The sequence below is a fragment of the Nocardioides sp. Root151 genome (assembly GCF_001427925.1).
Classification (GTDB): Bacteria; Actinomycetota; Actinomycetes; order Propionibacteriales; family Nocardioidaceae; genus Nocardioides.
In genome coordinates this window covers 95,610-113,786 of record NZ_LMGG01000001.1, presented here as the reverse complement: position 1 = coordinate 113,786, position 18,177 = coordinate 95,610, and the positions used below count along the sequence as shown (strand labels likewise).

Genomic DNA, 18,177 nt, shown 5'->3' with positions numbered 1-18,177 from the left:
CGCATGACGAACCAGGTGCTCGACAACGTGATGGAGTCGGCGGAGCAGATCGCCGCCCTCGGGCCGGCCAACGAGGCGCTGGGCAAGCTCGACGACCAGGCCGCGAAGCTGGTCCGCGAGTCAGGCGTGATCCGCATGCTGCAGCCGAAGACGCACGGCGGCCTCGAGTCGCACCCGCGCGAGTTCGCCGAGACGGTCATGAAGATCGCCAGCCTCGACGGGTCCTCGGGGTGGGTCGCCGGCATCGTCGGCGTACACCCGTGGGAGCTGGCCATGCTGGACTCCCGCGTCCAGGACGAGGTGTGGGGCCAGGACCAGGACACCTGGCTGGCCTCGCCGTACGCACCGATGGGCGTGCTGCGCCCGGTCGACGGCGGCTACGTGTTCAACGGGCACTGGCAGTTCTCCTCCGGCACCGACCACTGCGACTGGATCTTCCTCGGCGCCTGGCTCGGCGACGACTCCGGCGAGGCGCTGATGCCGCCGCAGATGTACCACGTGGTGCTGCCCCGCGCCGACTACGAGATCGTCGAGGGCTCCTGGGACGTGGTCGGGCTCAAGGGCACCGGCAGCAAGGACATCATCGTCAAGGACGCCTTCATCCCCGACTACCGGGTGCTCGCCTACGACAAGCTCGCCGACGGTTCGGCGGCGATCGAGGCCGGCCTCGGCACGCTCTACCGCGTGCCGTTCTCGCAGGCCTTCCCGCTCGGCATCACCTCGGCCGTGATCGGCATCGCCGAGGGAGCCCTGGCCCACCACCTGGCCTACCAGAAGGGCCGCACCTCGGTCACCGGCACGAAGATCAAGGACGACCCCTACTCGTTGTACGCGGTCAGCGAGGCGGCCGCCGAGATCTCCGCCTCCCGCACGGCCCTGATCGAGAACATCAGCCGGTTCCACGACCAGGCCGAGGCAGGCATCACCGCGACCTTCGAGGAGCGCGCCGTCGGGCGCCGGATCCAGGTGCAGGCGGCCTGGCGCGCCGTACGCGCCGTCGACGAGATCGTCAGTCGCTCCGGCGGCAACGGGATGCGCATGAGCAACCCGATCCAGCGCTTCTGGCGCGACGCCCACATGGGCATGGCACACGCGATCCACGTGCCGGGCTCGGTCTTCCACGCCTCGGCCCTGACCAACCTCGACGTCGACCCGCCGGCCGGGCCGATGCGCTCGATGATCTGACCGGCCCAACCCAACGACTGACAAGGACATCCCATGACGGAACTACGCGGCCTCGGCTACCTCAAGGTCCAGACCACCGACGTCCCTCGCTGGCGTGAGCTGATGATCGACTCGCTCGGTTTCGCCGAGGGGTCGGGCCCCGAACCCGACGGCCTCTACCTGCGCATGGACGAGCGGTCCTCGCGGGTGATCATCCTGCCTGGGGAGACCGACGAGGTGCTCGCCGTCGGGTGGGAGGTCCGCGACCAGTTCGCGCTCGCTGCCGTCGGCCGCGCCGTCGAGGCCGCCGGCACCCCCGTGAAGATGTTGTCGACGGGGGAGGCGGCGCACCGTGGCGTTGAGGCGGCCATGACGTTCACCGACCCGGCCGGCATCCCGGTCGAGGTGTTCTTCGGCCCGGTGCTCGACCACTCGCCCGTCCTGACCGGCGCCGGCCAGAAGTTCGTGACCGGCAAGTGCGGGCTGGGCCACGTGGTGCTCCCGACGACGGAGATGGAGGAGACCGTCGCGTTCTACACCGAGGTCCTCGGCTTCCTCCCGCGCGGCGCGATGAAGGTGGGTCCTGCGGCGGAGGACGGCAGCCAGGCCCGGATCCGGTTCATGGGCATCAACCAGCGGCACCACAGCCTCGCCGTCTGCCCCGCCCCGCACGGCGGTGCGCCGGGCATGATCCACCTGATGGTGGAGGTCGACACCCTCGACGCCGTCGGTCGCTCGCTCGACAACGTGCAGAAGGCCGGCTTCACGATCTCCTCGACCCTGGGCCGGCACACCAACGACAAGATGGTCTCCTTCTACGTCCGGGCACCCGGCGGCTGGGACATCGAGTACGGCTGTGAGGGCATGCTGGTCGACGAGACCTGGTACACCTCCGAGGAGATATCCGCGGACTCCTACTGGGGCCACGACTGGTCGGGTGCGGAGCCCCTGGCCGCTTTCACGCCGCCGGCCTCCTGAGCGCCTGAGTTCGACACACTGCCCGGATCGACCTGAACGGATCGTCACATGACCGAACGGCCTGACCTCTCCCTGCCCGTCGCTCCCCAGGGAGCGCCCAACGTCGTGCTCGTGATGCTCGACGACGTCGGGTTCGGTGCGTCCGCGCCGTTCGGCGGGATCATCGAGACCCCCGCCATCTCGCAGCTGGCGGAGGAGGGGCTGCGCTACAACCGGTTCCACACGACCGCGATCTGCTCGCCGACCCGGGCCGCGTTGTTGACCGGCCGGGACGCGCACGTGGCCGGCGTCGGCACGGTGATGAACAGCGCGAACGACCAGCCGGGCTACCAGGGCATCCTGCGAGACAGCTCCGCCACGATCGTCACGGTGCTCAAGCAGAACGGTTACAGCACCGCCTGCTTCGGCAAGTGGCACCTGGCGCCGGCCTGGGAGACCTCGCAGGTCGGTCCGTTCGACCGCTGGCCGACCGGTCGGGGGTTCGACACGTTCTACGGGTTCCTCGGCGGGGAGACCCACCAGTACGAGCCCACCCTGTACGCCGGCACCACGCCGGTGCACCGACCTGACGGGGACGACTACCACCTCACCGAGGACCTGGTCGACCGCTCGATCGAGTGGATCCAGATGCAGGAGTCGGTCGCTCCCGACCAGCCGTTCATGCTCTACCTGGCCCCCGGCGCGACGCACGCGCCGCTGCACGTGCCGAGTGCGTGGAGCGAGAAGTACAGCGGACGGTTCGCCCAGGGCTGGGACGTCGTACGGGAGGAGACCCTGGCCCGCCAGAAGGCGCTCGGCGTGGTCCCCGAGGACACCGTGCTCACGCCGCGCCCCGAGGAACTGCCCGCCTGGGACACCCTGAGCGACGGCCAGAAGCAGGTGGCCGAGAGGCTGATGGAGGTCTACGCGGGCTTCCTGGAGCACACGGACACCCAGATCGGTCGCCTGGTCGACGCCCTCAAGGAGAGCGGCCAGTTCGAGAACACGATGTTCGTCTACGTCGTCGGTGACAACGGCAGCAGCGCGGAGGCCGGACTCCTCGGCAGCATCAACTACTTCGGAGCCCTGCAGGGGATGCAGGAGCCGCTGGAGACCCAGCTCGAACGGCTCGACGAGATCGGTGGGAAGAAGTCCTACCCGCAGTACCCGGCAGGGTGGGCGTGGGCGATGACCTCGCCGTTCCAGTGGGTCAAGCAGGTGGCCTCGCACTTCGGTGGAACCCGCAACCCGATGGTGGTCTCGTGGCCCGCCGGCATCAAGGATGCCGGCGGCCTGCGCACCCAGTTCTCGCACGTGAACGACGTGGTGCCGACGATCCTCGAGGCGGCCGGCATCGAGGCGCCGAAGGTGGTCAACGGGGTCGAGCAGTCGCCGATGGACGGCACCAGCCTGGTCTACAGTTTCGCGGACGGCGAGGTGCCCGAACGCCACACCACCCAGTACTTCGAGGTGTACGGGCACCGCTCGATCTACCACGAAGGGTGGATCGCCTCGGCCTTCCACCGGGCCGGGATGCCGTGGACCGTGGGCCTGCCACCGACCGACGCACCCTTCGACCAGGACGTGTGGGAGCTCTACGACACCACCCGTGACTTCAGCCAGGCCCACGACCTGGCGGCGTCCGAGCCCGCCAGGCTGGCCCAGCTCCAGGAGCTCTTCGAGCGCGAGGCCGCGCGCGTCGAGATCCTGCCGTTGCACGACGCGCGCACCCGCCGCGGAGGCACGCCGAACCTGGCCGGCAACCGGACCGAGTTCGTCTACCGTCGCGGTGCGTTCGGGATCCCCGAGTCCAACGGCCCGCGGCTCAACGGTCGCTCGTGGACGATGCGGGCACACGTCGACGTTCCCGAGGGTGGGTCCCGCGGCGTCCTGGCCACCATGGGCGGCAACACCGCCGGCTGGGCGCTCTGGCTCACCGAGGACGGCCGACCCGAGTTCCGGCTCAGGGCCTTCGAGGCCGGCACCGTGAGCCTGGCCGGCGACACCGCCGTCGCCGTCGGTGCGCACGTCCTCGAGGTCGACGTCGACTACGACGGTGGCGGCGTCGGCAAGGGCGCCACGATCACGCTCTCCCTGGACGGCGTGGCCCTCGGCAGCGGACGCACGGAGCGCACCCCGCGGGGCTTCTACTCGATCGACGAGACCTTCGACATCGCGATGACGTCGGGCTCTCCCGTCGGGGACTACCCGCACGTCTTCCCGTTCGAGGGTGGGCTGGACCGCGTCGAGTTCAGCCTGCGCTGACGGAGGCAGGTCATGCCCCTCGTCGCCCACGGCGCCATCATGCAGATCGGCTGCGTCGTCGAGGACCTCGCCGAGGCCGAACGGATCCACTCTGCGAGCTTCGGCGTGCCGATCTGGACGCGCATGCGCGACATCGCGTTCAGCCCCGAGCGCACGACCTATCGGGGTGAGCCGGCCGACTTCGTGATCCACGTGTCGCTCGGGTACGCCGGCTCGCAGCAGATCGAGCTGATCGAGCCGGTGCGAGGCGTGAACCTCTACACCGAGTTCCTCGAGCGATCCGGGCCCGGCATGCACCACCTCGGGTGGATCCCGGAGGACTACGACGCCGCACTCGACGAGGCGCGGCGTGCCGGCCTTGCCGTCGTACAGCAGGGGAGCACGAAGGAGATGGACTTCGTCTACCTGGAGGCGGCGGACATGGGCGTCCAGTACGTCGAGCTGATGCGACCGTCGGCGTCCTTGAGCAGTCGGTTCGAAGCCATGCGGCTCGCCTCCCAAACCGTCGACCCGTCGTGAGTTCTGATCGACCCGTCGTGAGTTCAGGTCGACCCGTCGTGAGTTCTGATCGACCTGTCGCCAGTTTCAGCCCGCGACAGCGCTGAGCCGGTCGTACCACCGGGCCAGGTCGAGCTCGCCGGACCACGGGATGTCCACCAGCAGCTCGTCGACGCCGGCGTTCCGGAGCACGGGAATCGCCGCGACCAGTCCGTCGACGTCGAACGACGGCCCCGTGTGCACCCGCACGAGCTGGGCGATCTCGTGGAGGTCCCGGCCGTGGTCCGTGGCGATCTGGCGGATCCGGGTGATCGGTTCGACCGCGCCGCGCTGGAGGTCCTTGAGGTTCGTGGTGCCCATCCAGCCCGAGCCGTAGCGGACCACCCGTTCGTAGGCGCGCTCCGACACACCGCCGATGATGACGGGCACGTCGTGCAGCGGGACGGGGTAGAAGAGCGATCCCTCCGGCAGCGAGTAGAAGTGGCCCTCGAAGCCGTCGGGCGCGCCTTCCCAGCAGCGTCGGATCATGGCGACGGCCTCGTCGAGGCGGCGTCCGCGATCCTTCGCGTCGAGGCCGACGATGCCGAACTCCTCGGTGAGCCAACCTGCGCCGACGCCCAGCTCGAGCCGTCCGCCGCTGAGCACGTCGATGGTGGCGAGCTGCTTGGCCAGGACGACGGGGTTGCGCAGGCCGGCCACCATCACTCCCGTGCCGACCCTGATCGTCGAGGTCGCCTCGGCCATCGACGCCATCGCCACGACGGAGTCGCACCACGGCTCCGTCGCGGGCCACGGCATCTCGCCGGTGGGGGAGAACGGATAGCGCGACGTGTGCGTCCGCGGCATGGCGACGTGGTCGCCCACCCAGGCCGACTCGAACCCGGCGGACTCGAGGTCCCTGGCCATGGCGCCGAATCCCCGCTCGAGGGCAGCGCGCCCCCGAGCAGGGATGGTTGCCCCGATCTTCAGAGCTTCACGACCTTGCAGGTCGGCAGGGGGTGGTTGTCAGCCTTCACCCAGCGCATGAGGGCGGTGCCCTCCTCGTGGAAGGCGGTGGAGATCCAGTTGCCGTAGCCCGGGTCCTTGGCCGAGACCACGATCGTCAGGGTGCCGTCGTCGTTGAGCTTGCCGGTGTGGTTGTTGATGTAGGTGTTCATCCGGTCGTGGTCCAGCGACTCCATCCACCAGTTCTGCAGCACGAAGTTCCAGTACTCGCAGTCCGGGACCGCCGTCTCGATCACCCAGGCCTCGTCGGGCGCGAGCTTCCAGTAGCCGTGCAGGTAGAAGATGGTCGGGTCGCCGCCGGCCCCCTGGAAGAGCTCCTGGCCCCAGTCGGGAAGCTCGTTGGGCCGTTCCATGAAGAGCTTCGTCCACCGGGCAAACGTGGCCGAGGTGCCCTTGACGAAGTCCGTGGTCAGCTTGAGCTGACGGGCGAAGGCGTCGCTGTCGATCGGCGTCGGCCGGGGGATCTCGTCGATGAGCTCGATGCGGACCTGTGCCGCGACCTCGGTGCTGCGATCCTGGAAGGACTGCCGGCCGACCAGGTTGGTGGTGTCCTCGGCGAGGGGGAGCCAGGCTCCTTCCGCGGGGCGATCCGCACTGGCGATGAAGCTGAAGTTGCCGTCGGCGTCGACGGGGATCTCGTCGTTGGAGATCTCGCCGGTCGAGGCCATCGTGCCGTCGATGTGGTAGCGGTTCGCCTTCGAGCCGAACGTCATCAGGGGCACGGTGCCGCGGCTGCCGCTGATCCGGTAGCGGTGCTTGCCTGAGACGTTGGCGCGCATGTAGATGTTGTCCGGGTTGTCCGCGCCGATCTTGCACTTGAGGTTGGGATCGAGCGCATCGGTGATCGCGGGGAACATCGGGTCGGAGTTCTCGATCGCGTTGAGGGACGCGTAGCGCAGCAGCCGGATCAGGTAGCGGACGCCCTCGTCCTGGTTGAGCGCATCCTGCGGGGCGGCTTCGTCGATCAGCCCCTGCCCCGCCTCTCGCAGCTGGTCGCAGAACTCGTCCCACACCTTGTTGGCCATGTCGCTCCTCCGAGTAGTCAATTTCCTCGGACGGTACGACGTACGAAGCCTCGAGGCCGGGGGCGTCCCGCTGGCAAGGACTGGATCCCGTTGTCCGGGATGCGGCCGACGCCGGCAGGGTCGGCTCCCTAGGTTGAGCGGACCACCCACGACATCAGGGAGATCTCGCATGACTCGTCAGGTCGTCGTCACCGGCGCCGCATCCGGAATCGGAGCGGCCACCGCCGCCATGCTCACGGCACAGGGTGACCACGTGATCAGTGTCGACCTGCGCGACGCCGACGTCGTCGCGGACCTGGCCACCCGTCAGGGCCGCGAGCAGGCGGTCGCCGACGTGCTCGAGCAGACCGGTGGCGTCGTGGACGCCGTGGTCGCGTGCGCCGGCACGTCGTCGCTGAGCCCGCTGGACGTGAAGGTCAACTTCTTCGGTGTCGTCGACTTCCTCGAGGGACTGCGACCGGCACTGGCCCGCGCGGAGGCACCTCGAGTGTCGGTGACCTCGTCGATCTCGTCGACGCAGCCGACCGACCAAGAGGTGGTCGACGCCTGCCTCGACGGCGACGAGGAGCGCGCCGTCGCACTCGCGGAGAAGCTGCACGCCGACGGGAAGGGCTCCTTGCTCTACGCCTCGTCCAAGAACGCGCTGACCCGGTGGTTGCGTCGTACCGCCGTCACGGAGGACTGGGCCGGCGCCGGCATCTCGCTGAACGCCGTGGGCCCGGGCGTCGTGGTCACGCCGATGACCGAGGGCCTGCGCGCGTCCGAGCAGGGTGTCGAGATGATGAAGAAGGCCGTGCCCTCGAAGCTGGGCGGCTGGATGGGCCCGGAGGTGATCGCCGATGCGCTCGTGTGGCTGGTCCGCCCGGGGAACACGCACACCACCGCACAGATCCTCTTCATGGACGGCGGCGCCGAAGCAGTGGTCCGCGGCCCCGAGGCGTTCTGATGAAGTGGGCGCTGTCGGGCGCGATGATGGGCCCGAAGGAGCTGCTCGAGGTCGCTGTCGCCGCGGAGGAGCTCGGGTACGACGGTGTCGGCCTGTCCGACTCGGTCTTCTACCCGGAGAAGGTCTCGGCCGACTACCCCTACACCGCGGACGGCAAGCGGATGTGGAGCGGCGAGACCCCCATGCCCGACCCGTTCGTGATGATGTCGGCGCTGGCCGCGGTGACCGAACGCCTGATCATCTCGACCAACGTGCTCAAGCTGCCGTTGCGCGACCCGTTGCTGACCGCCAAGCAGGTCGCCACGATGGCGGTCCTGTCGGACAACCGGATCGCGCTCGGCGTGGGCCTCTCGTGGATCCCGGAGGAGTTCACCTTCACCGGCACCGACATGCGCACGCGTGGCGCCCGGACCGACGAGGCGATCGCGATCATCAAGTCGGTCTGCGCCGGCAACGGTCCCGAGTGGGTCGAGCACCACGGCAAGCACTACGACTTCGACCGGCTGATGATCAGCCCGGCCCCCGACAGGCCGGTCCCGGTCTACGTCGGCGGGCACAGCGAGGCCGGCCTCAAGCGCGCGGCGCGGATCGGCGACGGCTGGATCTCGGTCAACGTCCCCGCCGACGAGCTGAAGGTCGCCATCGCCCGACTCGGTGTCCTGCGCGAGGAGTACGGCAGAGCCGACCTGCCCTTCGAGATCGACGTGTCGCCGACCGACGTCCACGACGTGTCCGGCTACCGCGACCTCGAGGAGGCCGGGGTGACCATCTGCCGTGTCTCGCCCTGGCGGATGTTCGGCGAGGAGCAGACCACAGCTGGTCGGATCGAGTCCCTGCGCCGCTTCGCCGAGACGGTCATCGGGAAGTACTGACGTGACTTCCGCGTCGCCGTGACCCGAGACCTGACATGACCCTGCCCCGATCGGTGTGGGCGGCATTGTTCGCCCTGGTCGCGGCGACGATCGGCATGGGCCTCGTGGTTCCGATCCTGCGCCCGATGAGTGTCGATCTCTCCGCCTCGCCGTCGGAGACGCTGTTGCTGGTGTCGGTCTACCTGGTCGCGTGCGGTGGGGCGATGCCGTTCACCGGCATGGTCTCGAGCCGCCTGGGCATCCGCAGGTCGCTGATCGCGGCGCTGCTGGTCAACGTCGCCTGCGGTCTGGTGGCCACCACGGCTCAGGACATCGGTTGGGTCATCGTGTCGCGGGCCGGATGGGGCCTGGGCAGTGCGCTGTTCCTGGCCACCGTGCTGGTGGCCGTGCTCGAGGAGGCTGGAGGAAGTTCCGGCCGGGCGGTCAAGCTCTTCGAGGCCGCGGTCGGGGTCGGCATCGCGGCGGGGCCGTTGGCGGGCGGACTGCTGGGAGCGATCTCGTGGCGGATCGCCTTCCTCGGCTCCTCGTCGATGATGCTGGTGGCCGCCCTGTCCCTGGTCGTCCTGATGCCCCCGAACCGGGACGAACGATCGCCCACGAGGTTCTCGTCGACGTTTCGCGCCCTGCGGGACCCGGTCGTGCTGACCCTCTCGGTCGCGGCACTGCTCTACAACGCCGGCTTCCTGATGATGTTCACCTACACGCCGTTCCCGCTGGCCCAGAGCCCCGAGGTGGTCGGCCTCGTCTACTGCGGCTGGGGTGTGACCCTGGTGCTCTCCTCCACCGTGATCGGCCCGCCGCTGCAACGGCGCTTCGGCACCGTGGCGACCTTCGCGGGTGCCACGGTCGGCTTCGCCCTCCTGCTCGCGGTGATGTCGTTCCTCGCGGGCAGCGGGCCCGCCCTCGCTGCCGGGGTGGTGTGCTCGGGCCTCCTCCTGGGGATCTGCAACACGATGATGACCGAGGCAGTGATGTCGTCCTCGTCCAGCGACCACGCGACGACCTCCGCGGCGTACAACCTGATGCGCAACGCCGGGCCCGCGCTCGCCCCCTGGCTGGCCGGGCACCTGGGCGAGACGTACAACGCCCATGTCCCGTTCGCGGTCGCCGCCGCCGCAGCAGGGGCCGCTGGCCTCGCCGCGCTGTTCGTGCTCGGGCGCCGTTCGCCCGCCCCGATCCCGCTGATCGGGATCGTGCCCGGGTCGGGCAGGTGCGCTGGCTAACTTCCGGCCATGAGCAGCAAACCGACCTTCGCGCCCGCCCACGCCTCCGACATCGAGGCCTTCGACCACGAGACCGACGTGCTGGTGGTCGGCTTCGGTTGCGCGGGAGGCGCCGCGGCCCTCGAGGCGGCGGGCTCGGGAGCCGACGTCCTGGTCATCGAACGTGCCGGCGGCCCGGGCGGCTCGTCGGCGATGTCCGGCGGGGAGCTCTACCTCGGCGGAGGAACCCCGTTGCAGCAGTCCTCCGGCTACCGGGACAGCCCCGACAACATGTTCGCCTACCTGAAGGCCGCCCTCGGGCCCGACGCCGACGAGGAGAAGATCCGCCTCTACTGCGACGGCAGCCGCGAGCACTTCGACTGGTTCTGCGGCCTCGGGCTGACCTTCAACCCCGGCCTGTACGACGGCCAGAGCTGGATGCCCCCGACCCAGGACGGCCTGATGTGGCTCGGCGAGAACGCCTGGCCCTACGACCGGCTGGCCGACGCCGTGCCGCGTGGCCACCGGCCCGCGACCGAGTCCTTCGGTGGCTGGCTGATCATGGAGAAGCTGGTGGCCGCGGTGAAGGCGGCCGGTGTGGAGACCCATGTCGACACCGTCGCGACCCGCCTCATGCTCGACGACGACGGCCGGGTCGTGGGCGTGGTCGCCCGGCAGTACGGCACCACGGTCACCTACCGCGCCCGCAAGGCCGTCATCGTGACCACGGGCGGGTTCGTCGACAACGAGGAGATGCTCTTCGAGCACGCGCCGGTGCTGAGCGGTCACGCCAAGGTCAGTGACGGGCTGGACGACGGCAGCGGCATCTCGATGGGCCTCGCCATCGGAGCCGCCGTACGCCGCATGTCGGTGACGCAGATCGCCGCCCAGGTCCTGCCGGCGATGATCGCGCGGGGGATGCTGGTCAACGGCCTCGGTCAGAGATTCATCAACGAGGACGTCTATCCCGGCCTGGCCAGCGTTGCCGCGGTGCGTCACCAGCCCGGCCCCTACTGGGTGATCATCGACCAGGAGGGCTACGACGACATCCCCGAGCGCGACCTCTGGAACGTCCGGCCCTCGCACGTGTGTGAGCGCCTGGGCGAGCTGGAGGAGGAGCTCGGCCTGCCGGAGGGGTCCTTGGAGAGCACCGTCGCGGCGTACAACCACTGGGCCGAACGGGGCGAGGACCCGCAGTTCCACAAGAACAAGCGGTGGCTGCGCTCCCTGAAGGCGCCCTTCGCGGCGATCGATCCCAGGAAGGGCTTCGACTCGGGCAGCGAGGGTGGCGGCGGAACGACGGGCGTCGCGGGCTTCACGCTCGGGGGACTCCGCACCACGGTCGACGGTCGCGTCCTCGACGTGTCCGGCAACGAGATCCCGGGCCTCTACGCGGCCGGGCGGGCCAGCGCGGGCATGTTCGGCCAGGGCTACATCAGCGGCACGTCGCTGGGCGACGGCACGTTCTTCGGCCGCAGGGCCGGCCGCGCCGCTGCCGTCGGAATCGGCAACACGACCAGTGACAGTGGTGCGCAGGACGCCGGATGAGACTGGGCGTGTCCACGCCGGTGGTGGTCAAGGTCCCCGGCCTGACCGCGGAGTGGGAGGACACCGCGGGGATCGCCGAGATCACCCTCGTCGCCGAGCACGCCGACCGACTGGGCTTCCACTTCCTCACCTGCAGCGAGCACATCGCGATGCCCCGTGGCATCCACTCACCACAGTTGCCACAAGGCCGTGGCACGCGCTACTGGGACCCGCTGGCGACGCTGTCCTGGCTGGCTGCCCGCACCAAGAGCATCCGGCTGCTCACCAACGTCCTGGTGCTCGGCTACCACCACCCGCTGGCCATCGCGAAGAGATACGGCACGCTGGACCGGATGAGCTCAGGCCGGGTCAACCTCGGGCTGGGCGTCGGAACGGCGGAGGAGGAGTTCCGGACCCTGGGGGCCGCGTTCGAAGATCGCGGTCCTCGTGCGGACGACGCGATCCGGGCGCTGCGGGCGGCACTCTCCCAGGTGGAGCCCGAGTACCACGGTGAGTTCTACGACTTCGCGGGGCTGGTGGTCGACCCGTGCGCGGTGCAGGAGCGAGTGCCGCTCTGGGTCGGTGGGCACTCCCGACGGGCACTTCGCCGCGCCGTCACACTGGCGGACGGTTGGCTCCCCGGCGCACCGGATCTCCAGACACTGCGCACCATGCTCGCCGAACACCCCGAACGACCGGCCGGCTTCGAGGTCGTCTCAGGCGTCCATGGGGCGCTCGACCCGCTCACTGATCCCGATCGGGTGGAGGAGGCACTCCACGCGGCCGCGGCGGCCGGCGTGACGATGGTTCCCTTCCGGCCGGTCCACCGGTCCGTGCAGCACTACCTCGAGCAACTCGAGGCGGTCGCGGGCCTCGGGGTGTTCGAGGCGTTGGTCCCGCCGGAGGATCCGACGGGACCGTGAACGGCGAGCGGTCAGCCGGGCGAACCCGCGCCCTCCAGTGCGAGGTTCTCCTCGACCTCCCGACGCCACATCTCCACCGGCTTCGTGGTGTCGATCTCGAACTCGAACCGCTCGACCATCTCGGGGGCGATGTCGGCGACGTCGGTGTAGAACTGCTGGTACCAACGGCGCAGCTGGTAGACCGGGCCGTCCTCCTCGCAGAGCAGCGGGTTGTCGATCCGGGTCTTGTTCTTCCAGATCTCCACGTCCTGCTCGAAACCGGCCTTGACGAACCCGGCCTGCTCCCGCGCGATGGTGAGGGCGGCCTCGTTGTCCAGTCCCTCGGGCACCTGCACGATGATCCCGTACTGCAGCACGAACGAGTTCTCGTCGACCGGGTAGTGGCAGTTGATCAGCGTGGTCTTCAGGTCCATGTCGTCGAAGTGGTAGGTCAGCTCGTCGATCATGAAGGACGGGCCGTAGTAGGCGGCCACCGACGTGTTCCCCCGCATCTGGGGTGAGTCGTCCGCGGTGGGGACGCGCGCGTCCTCGCGGGCCAGGCCGTTCATGTGCTGTGCGGCGACGTGCCCCTCGAAGATGTTCTTGAAGTACGTCGGGAACGACTTGTGCACGTAGAAGAAGTGCGCCATGTCGACGTTGTTGTCGATCACCTCGCGCACGTTGGTGTGCACGGGCGTCTCGTACCAGACCCAGTCGGTCCACCCGTCCTCGAGTGCTCCCTCGATCCGGGGCGGCGCCTGCTCCTCGATGGGAGGGTTGCCCTCGGGGTCGTTCCAGACGAAGAGCATGCCGTCCTGCTCGAGGGTCGGCCAGGCCGCGGTGCGGGCCCGCAGCGGGACGCGTCGGGCGTAGGGGATGTTCTTGCAGCGGCCGTCACCGCCCCAGCGCCAGTCGTGGAAGGGGCAGGCGATCTCGTTGCCCTTGACGGTGCCCTGGGACAGGTCGCCGCCCATGTGGCGGCAGTAGGCGTCGAGCACGTTGACCGTGCCGTCCTCGCCGGTGAAGACCACGAGCTTGGTGCCGAATGCGGTGATCGAGTGCGGCTGCCCGTCACGGAAGTCCCGCGCCAGGCCCAGGCAGTGCCAGCCACGCGCGAACCGCGTCTCGACCTCGGCGGCCTCGATCGCCCGGACCTCGTCAGCTTCAACAGTCATCGTCTCGCGCCCTCTTTCGTCAGTCGGTGTCCTCCCGAGGCTCGGTCGCGGCCGTGCCCCTCGGCGCGGGGGTCCCACTGTCCGGGACACGGGCCATGTGGGGGTGAGCCGGGTCGCACGATCGCTGGGGTCGCCGCACGGCCGCAAGAAACGGAGAGACCATGCCCAACGAGGTTCTGGAGAAGGTGCGCCCGCTGCTCGCGAAGATCGCCGAGCGCGCCACCGCCACCGACACCGACGGTGCTGTGCCACCCGAGACGATCGCCGAGCTCAAGGCCGCGGGGGTCTTCCGGATGCTCCAGCCCGAGAAGTTCGGCGGGATGGAGGGCAACCCGGTCGACTTCTACGAGGTGGTCCGGGCCGTCTCCGGTGCCTGCGGCTCCACCGGATGGGTCACGTCCGTGCTCGGCGTCCACCCCTGGCAGCTCGCGCTGTTCGACGCCCGGGCACAGGAGGAGGTCTGGGGCGAGGACCCGGACACGCTGGTGTCGTCGGCGTACGCCCCTGTCGGGCGGCTCAGGCAGGTCGACGGTGGCTACGAGCTGAGCGGGCGCTGGAGCTTCTCCTCCGGGTGCGGGCACGCGTCGTGGGTGCTGGTCGGCGCCCTGCTGACCGGCAGCGCCGGCAAGCCGGTCGACGTGATCACCCTGCTGCTGCCGCGACCGGACTACCGGATCGAGGAGGTCTGGGACGTGATCGGGCTGCGGGGTACGGCGAGCAACGACATCCTCGTGGACAAGGTCTTCGTGCCCGCCCACCGCACGATCCGCAACTTCGACCAGGCCCGGCTGCGCGGCCCCGGACAGGCAGTCAACACCGGCCCGCTCTATCGCATGCCGTTCGCCTCGATCTTCACCTCGACCATCACCGCACCCATCATCGGTGCGGTGGGCGGCTGCTACTCGGCCTACATCTCCGCGATGCGCAACCGGACCCGGCTCAGCCTGGGCGGCGGTCGCTACGCGGAGGACGAGTTCGCGCACGTGGCAGTGGCGCGGGCCGCCTCCGAGATCGACGCCGCGACCCTGCAGATGGACCGCAACATCGCCGAGCTCTACGACCATGTGGTGCAGGGCGAGGAGCTTCCGGACGAGCTGCGGCTGCGGACCCGTCGCGACCAGGTGCGTGGCACCGAGCGGGTGCTCGAGGCCATCGACATCCTGTTCAAGACCGCGGGCGGCAACTCCTTGAAGCGGGGCAACCCGATCGAGCGGTCCTGGCGCGACGCCCATGCCGGCAGCGTGCACGTGGCCAACGACGTGGAGCGGGCGCTGGCGATGTACGGCCGCAACGAGTTCGGCTTCGTCGTCGAGGACAGCCTGATGTGAAACCCGCGGCCGCGCCGGTTCGGGGAAAGCCCTGTCGGCGGGCCGAGTCGCTTGCTAGTCTACCTGCCAAGCGCTTGCTACATGTGATCCAGAACACTCATGAACGAGGAGGATGACCGTGGTGGAACCGCTGGTCGATCTGACGGACCGCGTCGTGCTCATCACCGGCGCCGCCGGCGGCCAGGGCGTCGAGCACGCCCGGGTGTGTGCTGAGCTGGGCGCCTCGGTGGTGCTCGCCGACCTCGACCTCGCAGCGACGCGTTCGGTGGCCGACGGCATCGAGGGCCCGACGCTCGCTGTCGCCCTCGACGTACGCAGCGAGGAGTCGTGGGACGCGGCGCTGGCCGCGACCGTCGAGGCGTTCGGGCGGCTCGACGTGCTGGTCAACAACGCCGGCCTCTACCGCCTCGGTGCGCTCGAGGGCCTGGAGCGTGGCGAGGTCGAGGCCGCGATGGCGGTCAACGTGCTCGGGCCGATCCTCGGCATGCAGCGGGTCGTTCCCTTGATGGAACCCCGTGGCGGATCGATCGTGAACATCGCCTCCACCGCGGGGCTGGGCGGCTATCCGGGAGCGATCTCGTACGCCGCGTCGAAGTGGGCGTTGCGCGGGGCCACCAAGTCGGCCGCCATGGAGCTGGGGCCGAAGGGCATCCGGGTCAACTGCATCTGCCCCGGCGCGATCGACACCCCGATGATCACCGAGGCGACGCGCGCCGGCGGGGGAGCGGTGGCCACCCAGCCGATCGCCCGGGTCGGGCAACCGGCGGAGGTGGCGGCCCTGGTGGCCTTCCTCGCCAGCGAGGCCAGCAGCTACTGCACCGGACAGGACTTCATCGTCGACGGCGGTCAGTCGATCTGACGATCCCCGCATCGCGGGCACACGAATCAGGAGCGAATGTGATGAGTGAACGGACAAGGGACCAGGGCTCAGGCAGCTGGGACCTCGAGGTGGACGTCGTCGTGCTCGGCATGGGTGCTGCGGGATGCGCGGCCGCCATCGAGGCCCACGAGTCCGGTGCGAGCGTGGTCCTCCTCGAGAAGCTCTCGGGAGGGCTCGAGGGCGGCAACACCCGCGTCTCGGGAGGCGCCTGGTTCCGCACACACGACGTGGAAGGGGCCGAGACCTACCTCAACAGCTTGTCGGGCGGCTACCCATTGCCGCCGGCGGTGGTCAGCACCTGGGCCAGGGAGACCGCCCAGCTCACCGAGTGGGTCGAGAGCGCGCTGGGCGCCACGACCGCGCTGGTCGGTGAAGCCGTCAACGGCAAGGGTCGGGGGATCCCGTCGGAGTTCCCGGGCCTGGAGGGCAGCGACTCCTACGGCGGCATGGTCGCCGTGGACGGACAGCTCGGCCGATCGCGTCTCCTCAACGCCCTGTTCGCCGGGCTCGAGACCCGGGCCATCGACGTACGACTCGCGACGCCCGCGCGTCGCCTGGTCCAGGACCCGGAGTCCCGGGCGGTCACGGGTGTGCTGGCCGAGACTCCCGACGGTGGAACGCTCCGGGTTCGTGCCCGGGGCGGCGTCGTGCTGGCCACCGGCGGGTTCGAGGGCAACGTCGAGATGGTGCGCGACTACCTGCGACTGCCGCAGAACCTGCCCTGGGGCTCGCCGTACAACACCGGCGACGGCCACAAGATGGCGCAGAAGGTCGGCGCGGACCTGTGGCACATGGACAACATGATGAGCATCGAGGGCTTCGCCGTCGCCGGCTACCAGAGCGGGTTCTACGGGCGCTTCTTCTTCAGCAACGGCTTCATCTTCGTCGACTCGCTCGGCAAGCGCTGCGACGACGAGCTGCCGAGCATCGGTCACGGGCACGCGCTGCGGCACGGCGCCTACGAGCACTCGCCGGTACGACGGGTGCACGCGATCTTCGACGAGGCGACGAGACTGGCCGGACCCGTCTCGCCGAACGGTGACGTCCTCGCCGTCGGGTGGAACGTGCTGGTCGAGGGCTATGAGTGGAGCGCCGACAACTCGGTCGAGGTCGACAAGGGCTGGCTCCACAAGGGCGAGACCCTCGACGAGCTGGCCGCGAGCCTCGAGGTCGATCCCGAGGCCCTGCACCGCACAGTCGCACGGTGGAACGCCTCGTGCGAGGCCGGTGAGGACGAGCAGTTCGGGCGAGACCCTGACACTCTCGTGGCGCTCGGCGACGGGCCCTACTACGCGTTCACCTCGGCGCCGATGCTTGCCTGGACCAATGGCGGCCCTCGTCGCGACGAGCACTGCCGTGTGCTCGACCCGTTCGGCGATGTCATCGATGGCCTCTACGCGGCGGGCAGCGTCAGCTCGACGTACAGCTGGGCCCGCGACAGCGGCATGCACATCGCCGACGCGCTGGCGTTCGGACGTGTCGCAGGAAGAACCGCATCGGCATCGACTCAAGGAGCCTCGTCATGACCACACTGTCCGTCGTACCCGAGGCCGAGGTTCCGGCGCGGTCGACACCGCCGTCGATGCTCGACCGGATGACGTTGATCATGGAGTGCTTCTCGGCGCGTGCCGCCAGTCGCACCCTGGAGGACGTGGCCGCGGCGACCCACCTGCCACGGTCGACCACGCACCGGATCCTGGTCGATCTCGTGCGGCTCGGCTGGCTCGCGCTGGGCACCGAGGGCTACTGCCTCGGTCACCGGCAGCTGATGTTCGGCGGCGGCGACGAGGGCCACGGGCGGCTCCGGGAGGCGACCGCCGAGACCTTGCACGACCTCGCGCTGCGCACCGGCATGGTCGTGCACCTGGCCGTGCTCTCCGACAGCGAGATCCACTACCTCGACAAGGTCGGCGGCCGCTTCGCCGCCCAGATCCCGTCGCGGGTCGGAGGGCGGGCGCCCGCACACTCCACCGCGCTCGGCAAGGCGATGCTGGCCTGGCTCTCGCCCGAACAGGTCGACCTGCAGCTGGAGGGTTCCCTGGGCAGGCTGACCAACCGCACCATCTCGCGGTTGCCCACCCTGCACCAGGAGCTCGGCCGGATCCGCAGCCGCCACGGGCTCGCCTTCGAACGCGGAGAGTGCTTCCCGGACATCGCCTGCGTGGCCGCAGCCATCCGTTCGCCGGAGGGCCCGGTGGCCAGCATCTCGCTGTGCGGCGAGGCCGGGGTGCCGCTGGAGAAGGTCGCGCCGCTGGTTGCCCACGCTGCGCGCGCGACGGCCGAAGAGCTGTTCCCGCGCCGCAAGTCGAACCGCAATCGCCCGTCAGTGGCGCCGCTGGAGGAGACCTGGTCGACCGAGGCCATGGACGCCCTGCTCTCGGTCGGCTCCGGCTCCGACTGGATCTGACCCGTCAGACACAGATCCGTACTC

At 69.6% G+C, this 18,177-nt stretch carries 16 protein-coding genes; 13 read left to right on the top strand and 3 right to left on the bottom strand.

Annotated features, from left to right (window positions below):
- The first annotated feature begins 3 nt into the window (after nt 1-3).
- The 4 genes from ASD66_RS00590 to ASD66_RS00575 are packed head-to-tail and all read left to right on the top strand — an operon-like array spanning nt 4 to nt 4,905.
- Nucleotides 4-1,185 carry an acyl-CoA dehydrogenase family protein gene (locus ASD66_RS00590; protein ID WP_056687150.1) on the top strand — a complete coding sequence of 394 codons (1,182 nt, stop codon included), beginning with the start codon at nt 4-6 and terminating at the stop codon, nt 1,183-1,185.
- 33 nt (nt 1,186-1,218) lie between these two features.
- Entirely contained in the window at nt 1,219-2,142 is a 924-nt protein-coding gene (locus ASD66_RS00585) for a VOC family protein (RefSeq protein ID WP_056687146.1), read from the top strand.
- A gap of 48 nt (nt 2,143-2,190) precedes the next feature.
- Nucleotides 2,191-4,386: an arylsulfatase gene (locus tag ASD66_RS00580; RefSeq protein ID WP_056889747.1), complete on the top strand. Its 2,196-nt coding sequence runs from the start codon at nt 2,191-2,193 to the stop codon at nt 4,384-4,386.
- Nucleotides 4,387-4,398: 12 nt separating this feature from the next.
- On the top strand, nt 4,399-4,905 hold the full coding sequence (locus tag ASD66_RS00575; protein WP_056687139.1) for a VOC family protein: 507 nt from the start codon (nt 4,399-4,401) through the stop codon (nt 4,903-4,905).
- A 66-nt stretch (nt 4,906-4,971) separates the two neighbouring features.
- Here the strand turns inward: ASD66_RS00575 and ASD66_RS00570 are convergent, their stop codons facing one another.
- Nucleotides 4,972-5,790, bottom strand: coding sequence for a TIGR03619 family F420-dependent LLM class oxidoreductase (locus ASD66_RS00570; RefSeq protein WP_056889746.1), 819 nt, complete (start codon nt 5,788-5,790; stop codon nt 4,972-4,974).
- A 59-nt stretch (nt 5,791-5,849) separates the two neighbouring features.
- Nucleotides 5,850-6,914 (bottom strand): DUF1214 domain-containing protein, encoded by a 1,065-nt coding sequence (locus ASD66_RS00565; protein WP_056889745.1) that lies wholly within the window; start codon nt 6,912-6,914, stop codon nt 5,850-5,852.
- Between the two features lie 169 nt (nt 6,915-7,083).
- On the opposite strand from ASD66_RS00565, the gene ASD66_RS00560 reads away from it, so the two are divergent.
- The 5 genes from ASD66_RS00560 to ASD66_RS00540 are packed head-to-tail and all read left to right on the top strand — an operon-like array spanning nt 7,084 to nt 12,384.
- Nucleotides 7,084-7,860 (top strand): SDR family oxidoreductase, encoded by a 777-nt coding sequence (locus tag ASD66_RS00560; RefSeq protein ID WP_056889744.1) that lies wholly within the window; start codon nt 7,084-7,086, stop codon nt 7,858-7,860.
- Entirely contained in the window at nt 7,860-8,732 is an 873-nt protein-coding gene (locus ASD66_RS00555; protein ID WP_056687128.1) for a TIGR03619 family F420-dependent LLM class oxidoreductase, read from the top strand. Before ASD66_RS00560 ends, ASD66_RS00555 begins: the two co-directional genes overlap by 1 nt.
- A gap of 35 nt (nt 8,733-8,767) precedes the next feature.
- Nucleotides 8,768-9,955: an MFS transporter gene (locus ASD66_RS00550; protein ID WP_056889743.1), complete on the top strand. Its 1,188-nt coding sequence runs from the start codon at nt 8,768-8,770 to the stop codon at nt 9,953-9,955.
- A 9-nt stretch (nt 9,956-9,964) separates the two neighbouring features.
- Nucleotides 9,965-11,482, top strand: a complete 1,518-nt coding sequence (locus ASD66_RS00545) for an FAD-dependent oxidoreductase (protein WP_056889742.1) — start codon at nt 9,965-9,967, stop codon at nt 11,480-11,482.
- Nucleotides 11,479-12,384 (top strand): LLM class F420-dependent oxidoreductase, encoded by a 906-nt coding sequence (locus ASD66_RS00540; RefSeq protein ID WP_056687119.1) that lies wholly within the window; start codon nt 11,479-11,481, stop codon nt 12,382-12,384. The genes ASD66_RS00545 and ASD66_RS00540 overlap by 4 nt, the downstream gene beginning before the upstream one ends.
- An 11-nt stretch (nt 12,385-12,395) precedes the next feature.
- Here the strand turns inward: ASD66_RS00540 and ASD66_RS00535 are convergent, their stop codons facing one another.
- The gene (locus ASD66_RS00535; RefSeq protein WP_056889741.1) at nt 12,396-13,538 is read right to left on the bottom strand and encodes a Rieske 2Fe-2S domain-containing protein; all 1,143 of its coding nucleotides are present in this window, start codon (nt 13,536-13,538) and stop codon (nt 12,396-12,398) included.
- Between the two features lie 161 nt (nt 13,539-13,699).
- Between ASD66_RS00535 and hsaA the strand changes: the two genes are divergently transcribed.
- The 4 genes from hsaA (at nt 13,700) to ASD66_RS00515 (ending at nt 18,153) form a co-directional block, all read left to right on the top strand.
- Complete coding sequence (hsaA, locus tag ASD66_RS00530) at nt 13,700-14,866, top strand: 3-hydroxy-9,10-secoandrosta-1,3,5(10)-triene-9,17-dione monooxygenase oxygenase subunit (RefSeq protein WP_056687116.1); 1,167 nt, start codon at nt 13,700-13,702, stop codon at nt 14,864-14,866.
- A 118-nt stretch (nt 14,867-14,984) separates the two neighbouring features.
- A complete protein-coding gene (locus ASD66_RS00525) occupies nt 14,985-15,725 on the top strand; it encodes an SDR family NAD(P)-dependent oxidoreductase (RefSeq protein ID WP_156388483.1) in 741 nt (246 codons plus the stop codon).
- Nucleotides 15,726-15,766: 41 nt separating this feature from the next.
- Nucleotides 15,767-17,272 (top strand): FAD-dependent oxidoreductase, encoded by a 1,506-nt coding sequence (locus ASD66_RS00520; RefSeq protein WP_056687108.1) that lies wholly within the window; start codon nt 15,767-15,769, stop codon nt 17,270-17,272.
- Nucleotides 17,269-18,153 (top strand): IclR family transcriptional regulator, encoded by an 885-nt coding sequence (locus ASD66_RS00515; protein WP_056687105.1) that lies wholly within the window; start codon nt 17,269-17,271, stop codon nt 18,151-18,153. Before ASD66_RS00520 ends, ASD66_RS00515 begins: the two co-directional genes overlap by 4 nt.
- Nucleotides 18,154-18,177 lie beyond the last annotated feature (24 nt).

Excerpts from the sequence above, each read along its gene's own strand:
- ASD66_RS00570 (WP_056889746.1), bottom strand. The coding sequence starts at position 5,790 with ATGGCCAGGGACCTCGAGTCCGCCGGGTTCGAGTCGGCCTGGGTGGGC.
- ASD66_RS00545 (WP_056889742.1), top strand. The coding sequence starts at position 9,965 with ATGAGCAGCAAACCGACCTTCGCGCCCGCCCACGCCTCCGACATCGAG.
- ASD66_RS00535 (WP_056889741.1), bottom strand. The coding sequence starts at position 13,538 with ATGACTGTTGAAGCTGACGAGGTCCGGGCGATCGAGGCCGCCGAGGTC.
- hsaA (WP_056687116.1), top strand. The coding sequence starts at position 13,700 with ATGCCCAACGAGGTTCTGGAGAAGGTGCGCCCGCTGCTCGCGAAGATC.
- ASD66_RS00585 (WP_056687146.1), top strand. The coding sequence starts at position 1,219 with ATGACGGAACTACGCGGCCTCGGCTACCTCAAGGTCCAGACCACCGAC.
- ASD66_RS00575 (WP_056687139.1), top strand. The coding sequence starts at position 4,399 with ATGCCCCTCGTCGCCCACGGCGCCATCATGCAGATCGGCTGCGTCGTC.
- ASD66_RS00555 (WP_056687128.1), top strand. The coding sequence starts at position 7,860 with ATGAAGTGGGCGCTGTCGGGCGCGATGATGGGCCCGAAGGAGCTGCTC.
- ASD66_RS00520 (WP_056687108.1), top strand. The coding sequence starts at position 15,767 with ATGAGTGAACGGACAAGGGACCAGGGCTCAGGCAGCTGGGACCTCGAG.
- ASD66_RS00590 (WP_056687150.1), top strand. The coding sequence starts at position 4 with ATGACGAACCAGGTGCTCGACAACGTGATGGAGTCGGCGGAGCAGATC.
- ASD66_RS00580 (WP_056889747.1), top strand. The coding sequence starts at position 2,191 with ATGACCGAACGGCCTGACCTCTCCCTGCCCGTCGCTCCCCAGGGAGCG.
- ASD66_RS00560 (WP_056889744.1), top strand. The coding sequence starts at position 7,084 with ATGACTCGTCAGGTCGTCGTCACCGGCGCCGCATCCGGAATCGGAGCG.
- ASD66_RS00515 (WP_056687105.1), top strand. The coding sequence starts at position 17,269 with ATGACCACACTGTCCGTCGTACCCGAGGCCGAGGTTCCGGCGCGGTCG.
- ASD66_RS00550 (WP_056889743.1), top strand. The coding sequence starts at position 8,768 with ATGACCCTGCCCCGATCGGTGTGGGCGGCATTGTTCGCCCTGGTCGCG.
- ASD66_RS00565 (WP_056889745.1), bottom strand. The coding sequence starts at position 6,914 with ATGGCCAACAAGGTGTGGGACGAGTTCTGCGACCAGCTGCGAGAGGCG.
- ASD66_RS00540 (WP_056687119.1), top strand. The coding sequence starts at position 11,479 with ATGAGACTGGGCGTGTCCACGCCGGTGGTGGTCAAGGTCCCCGGCCTG.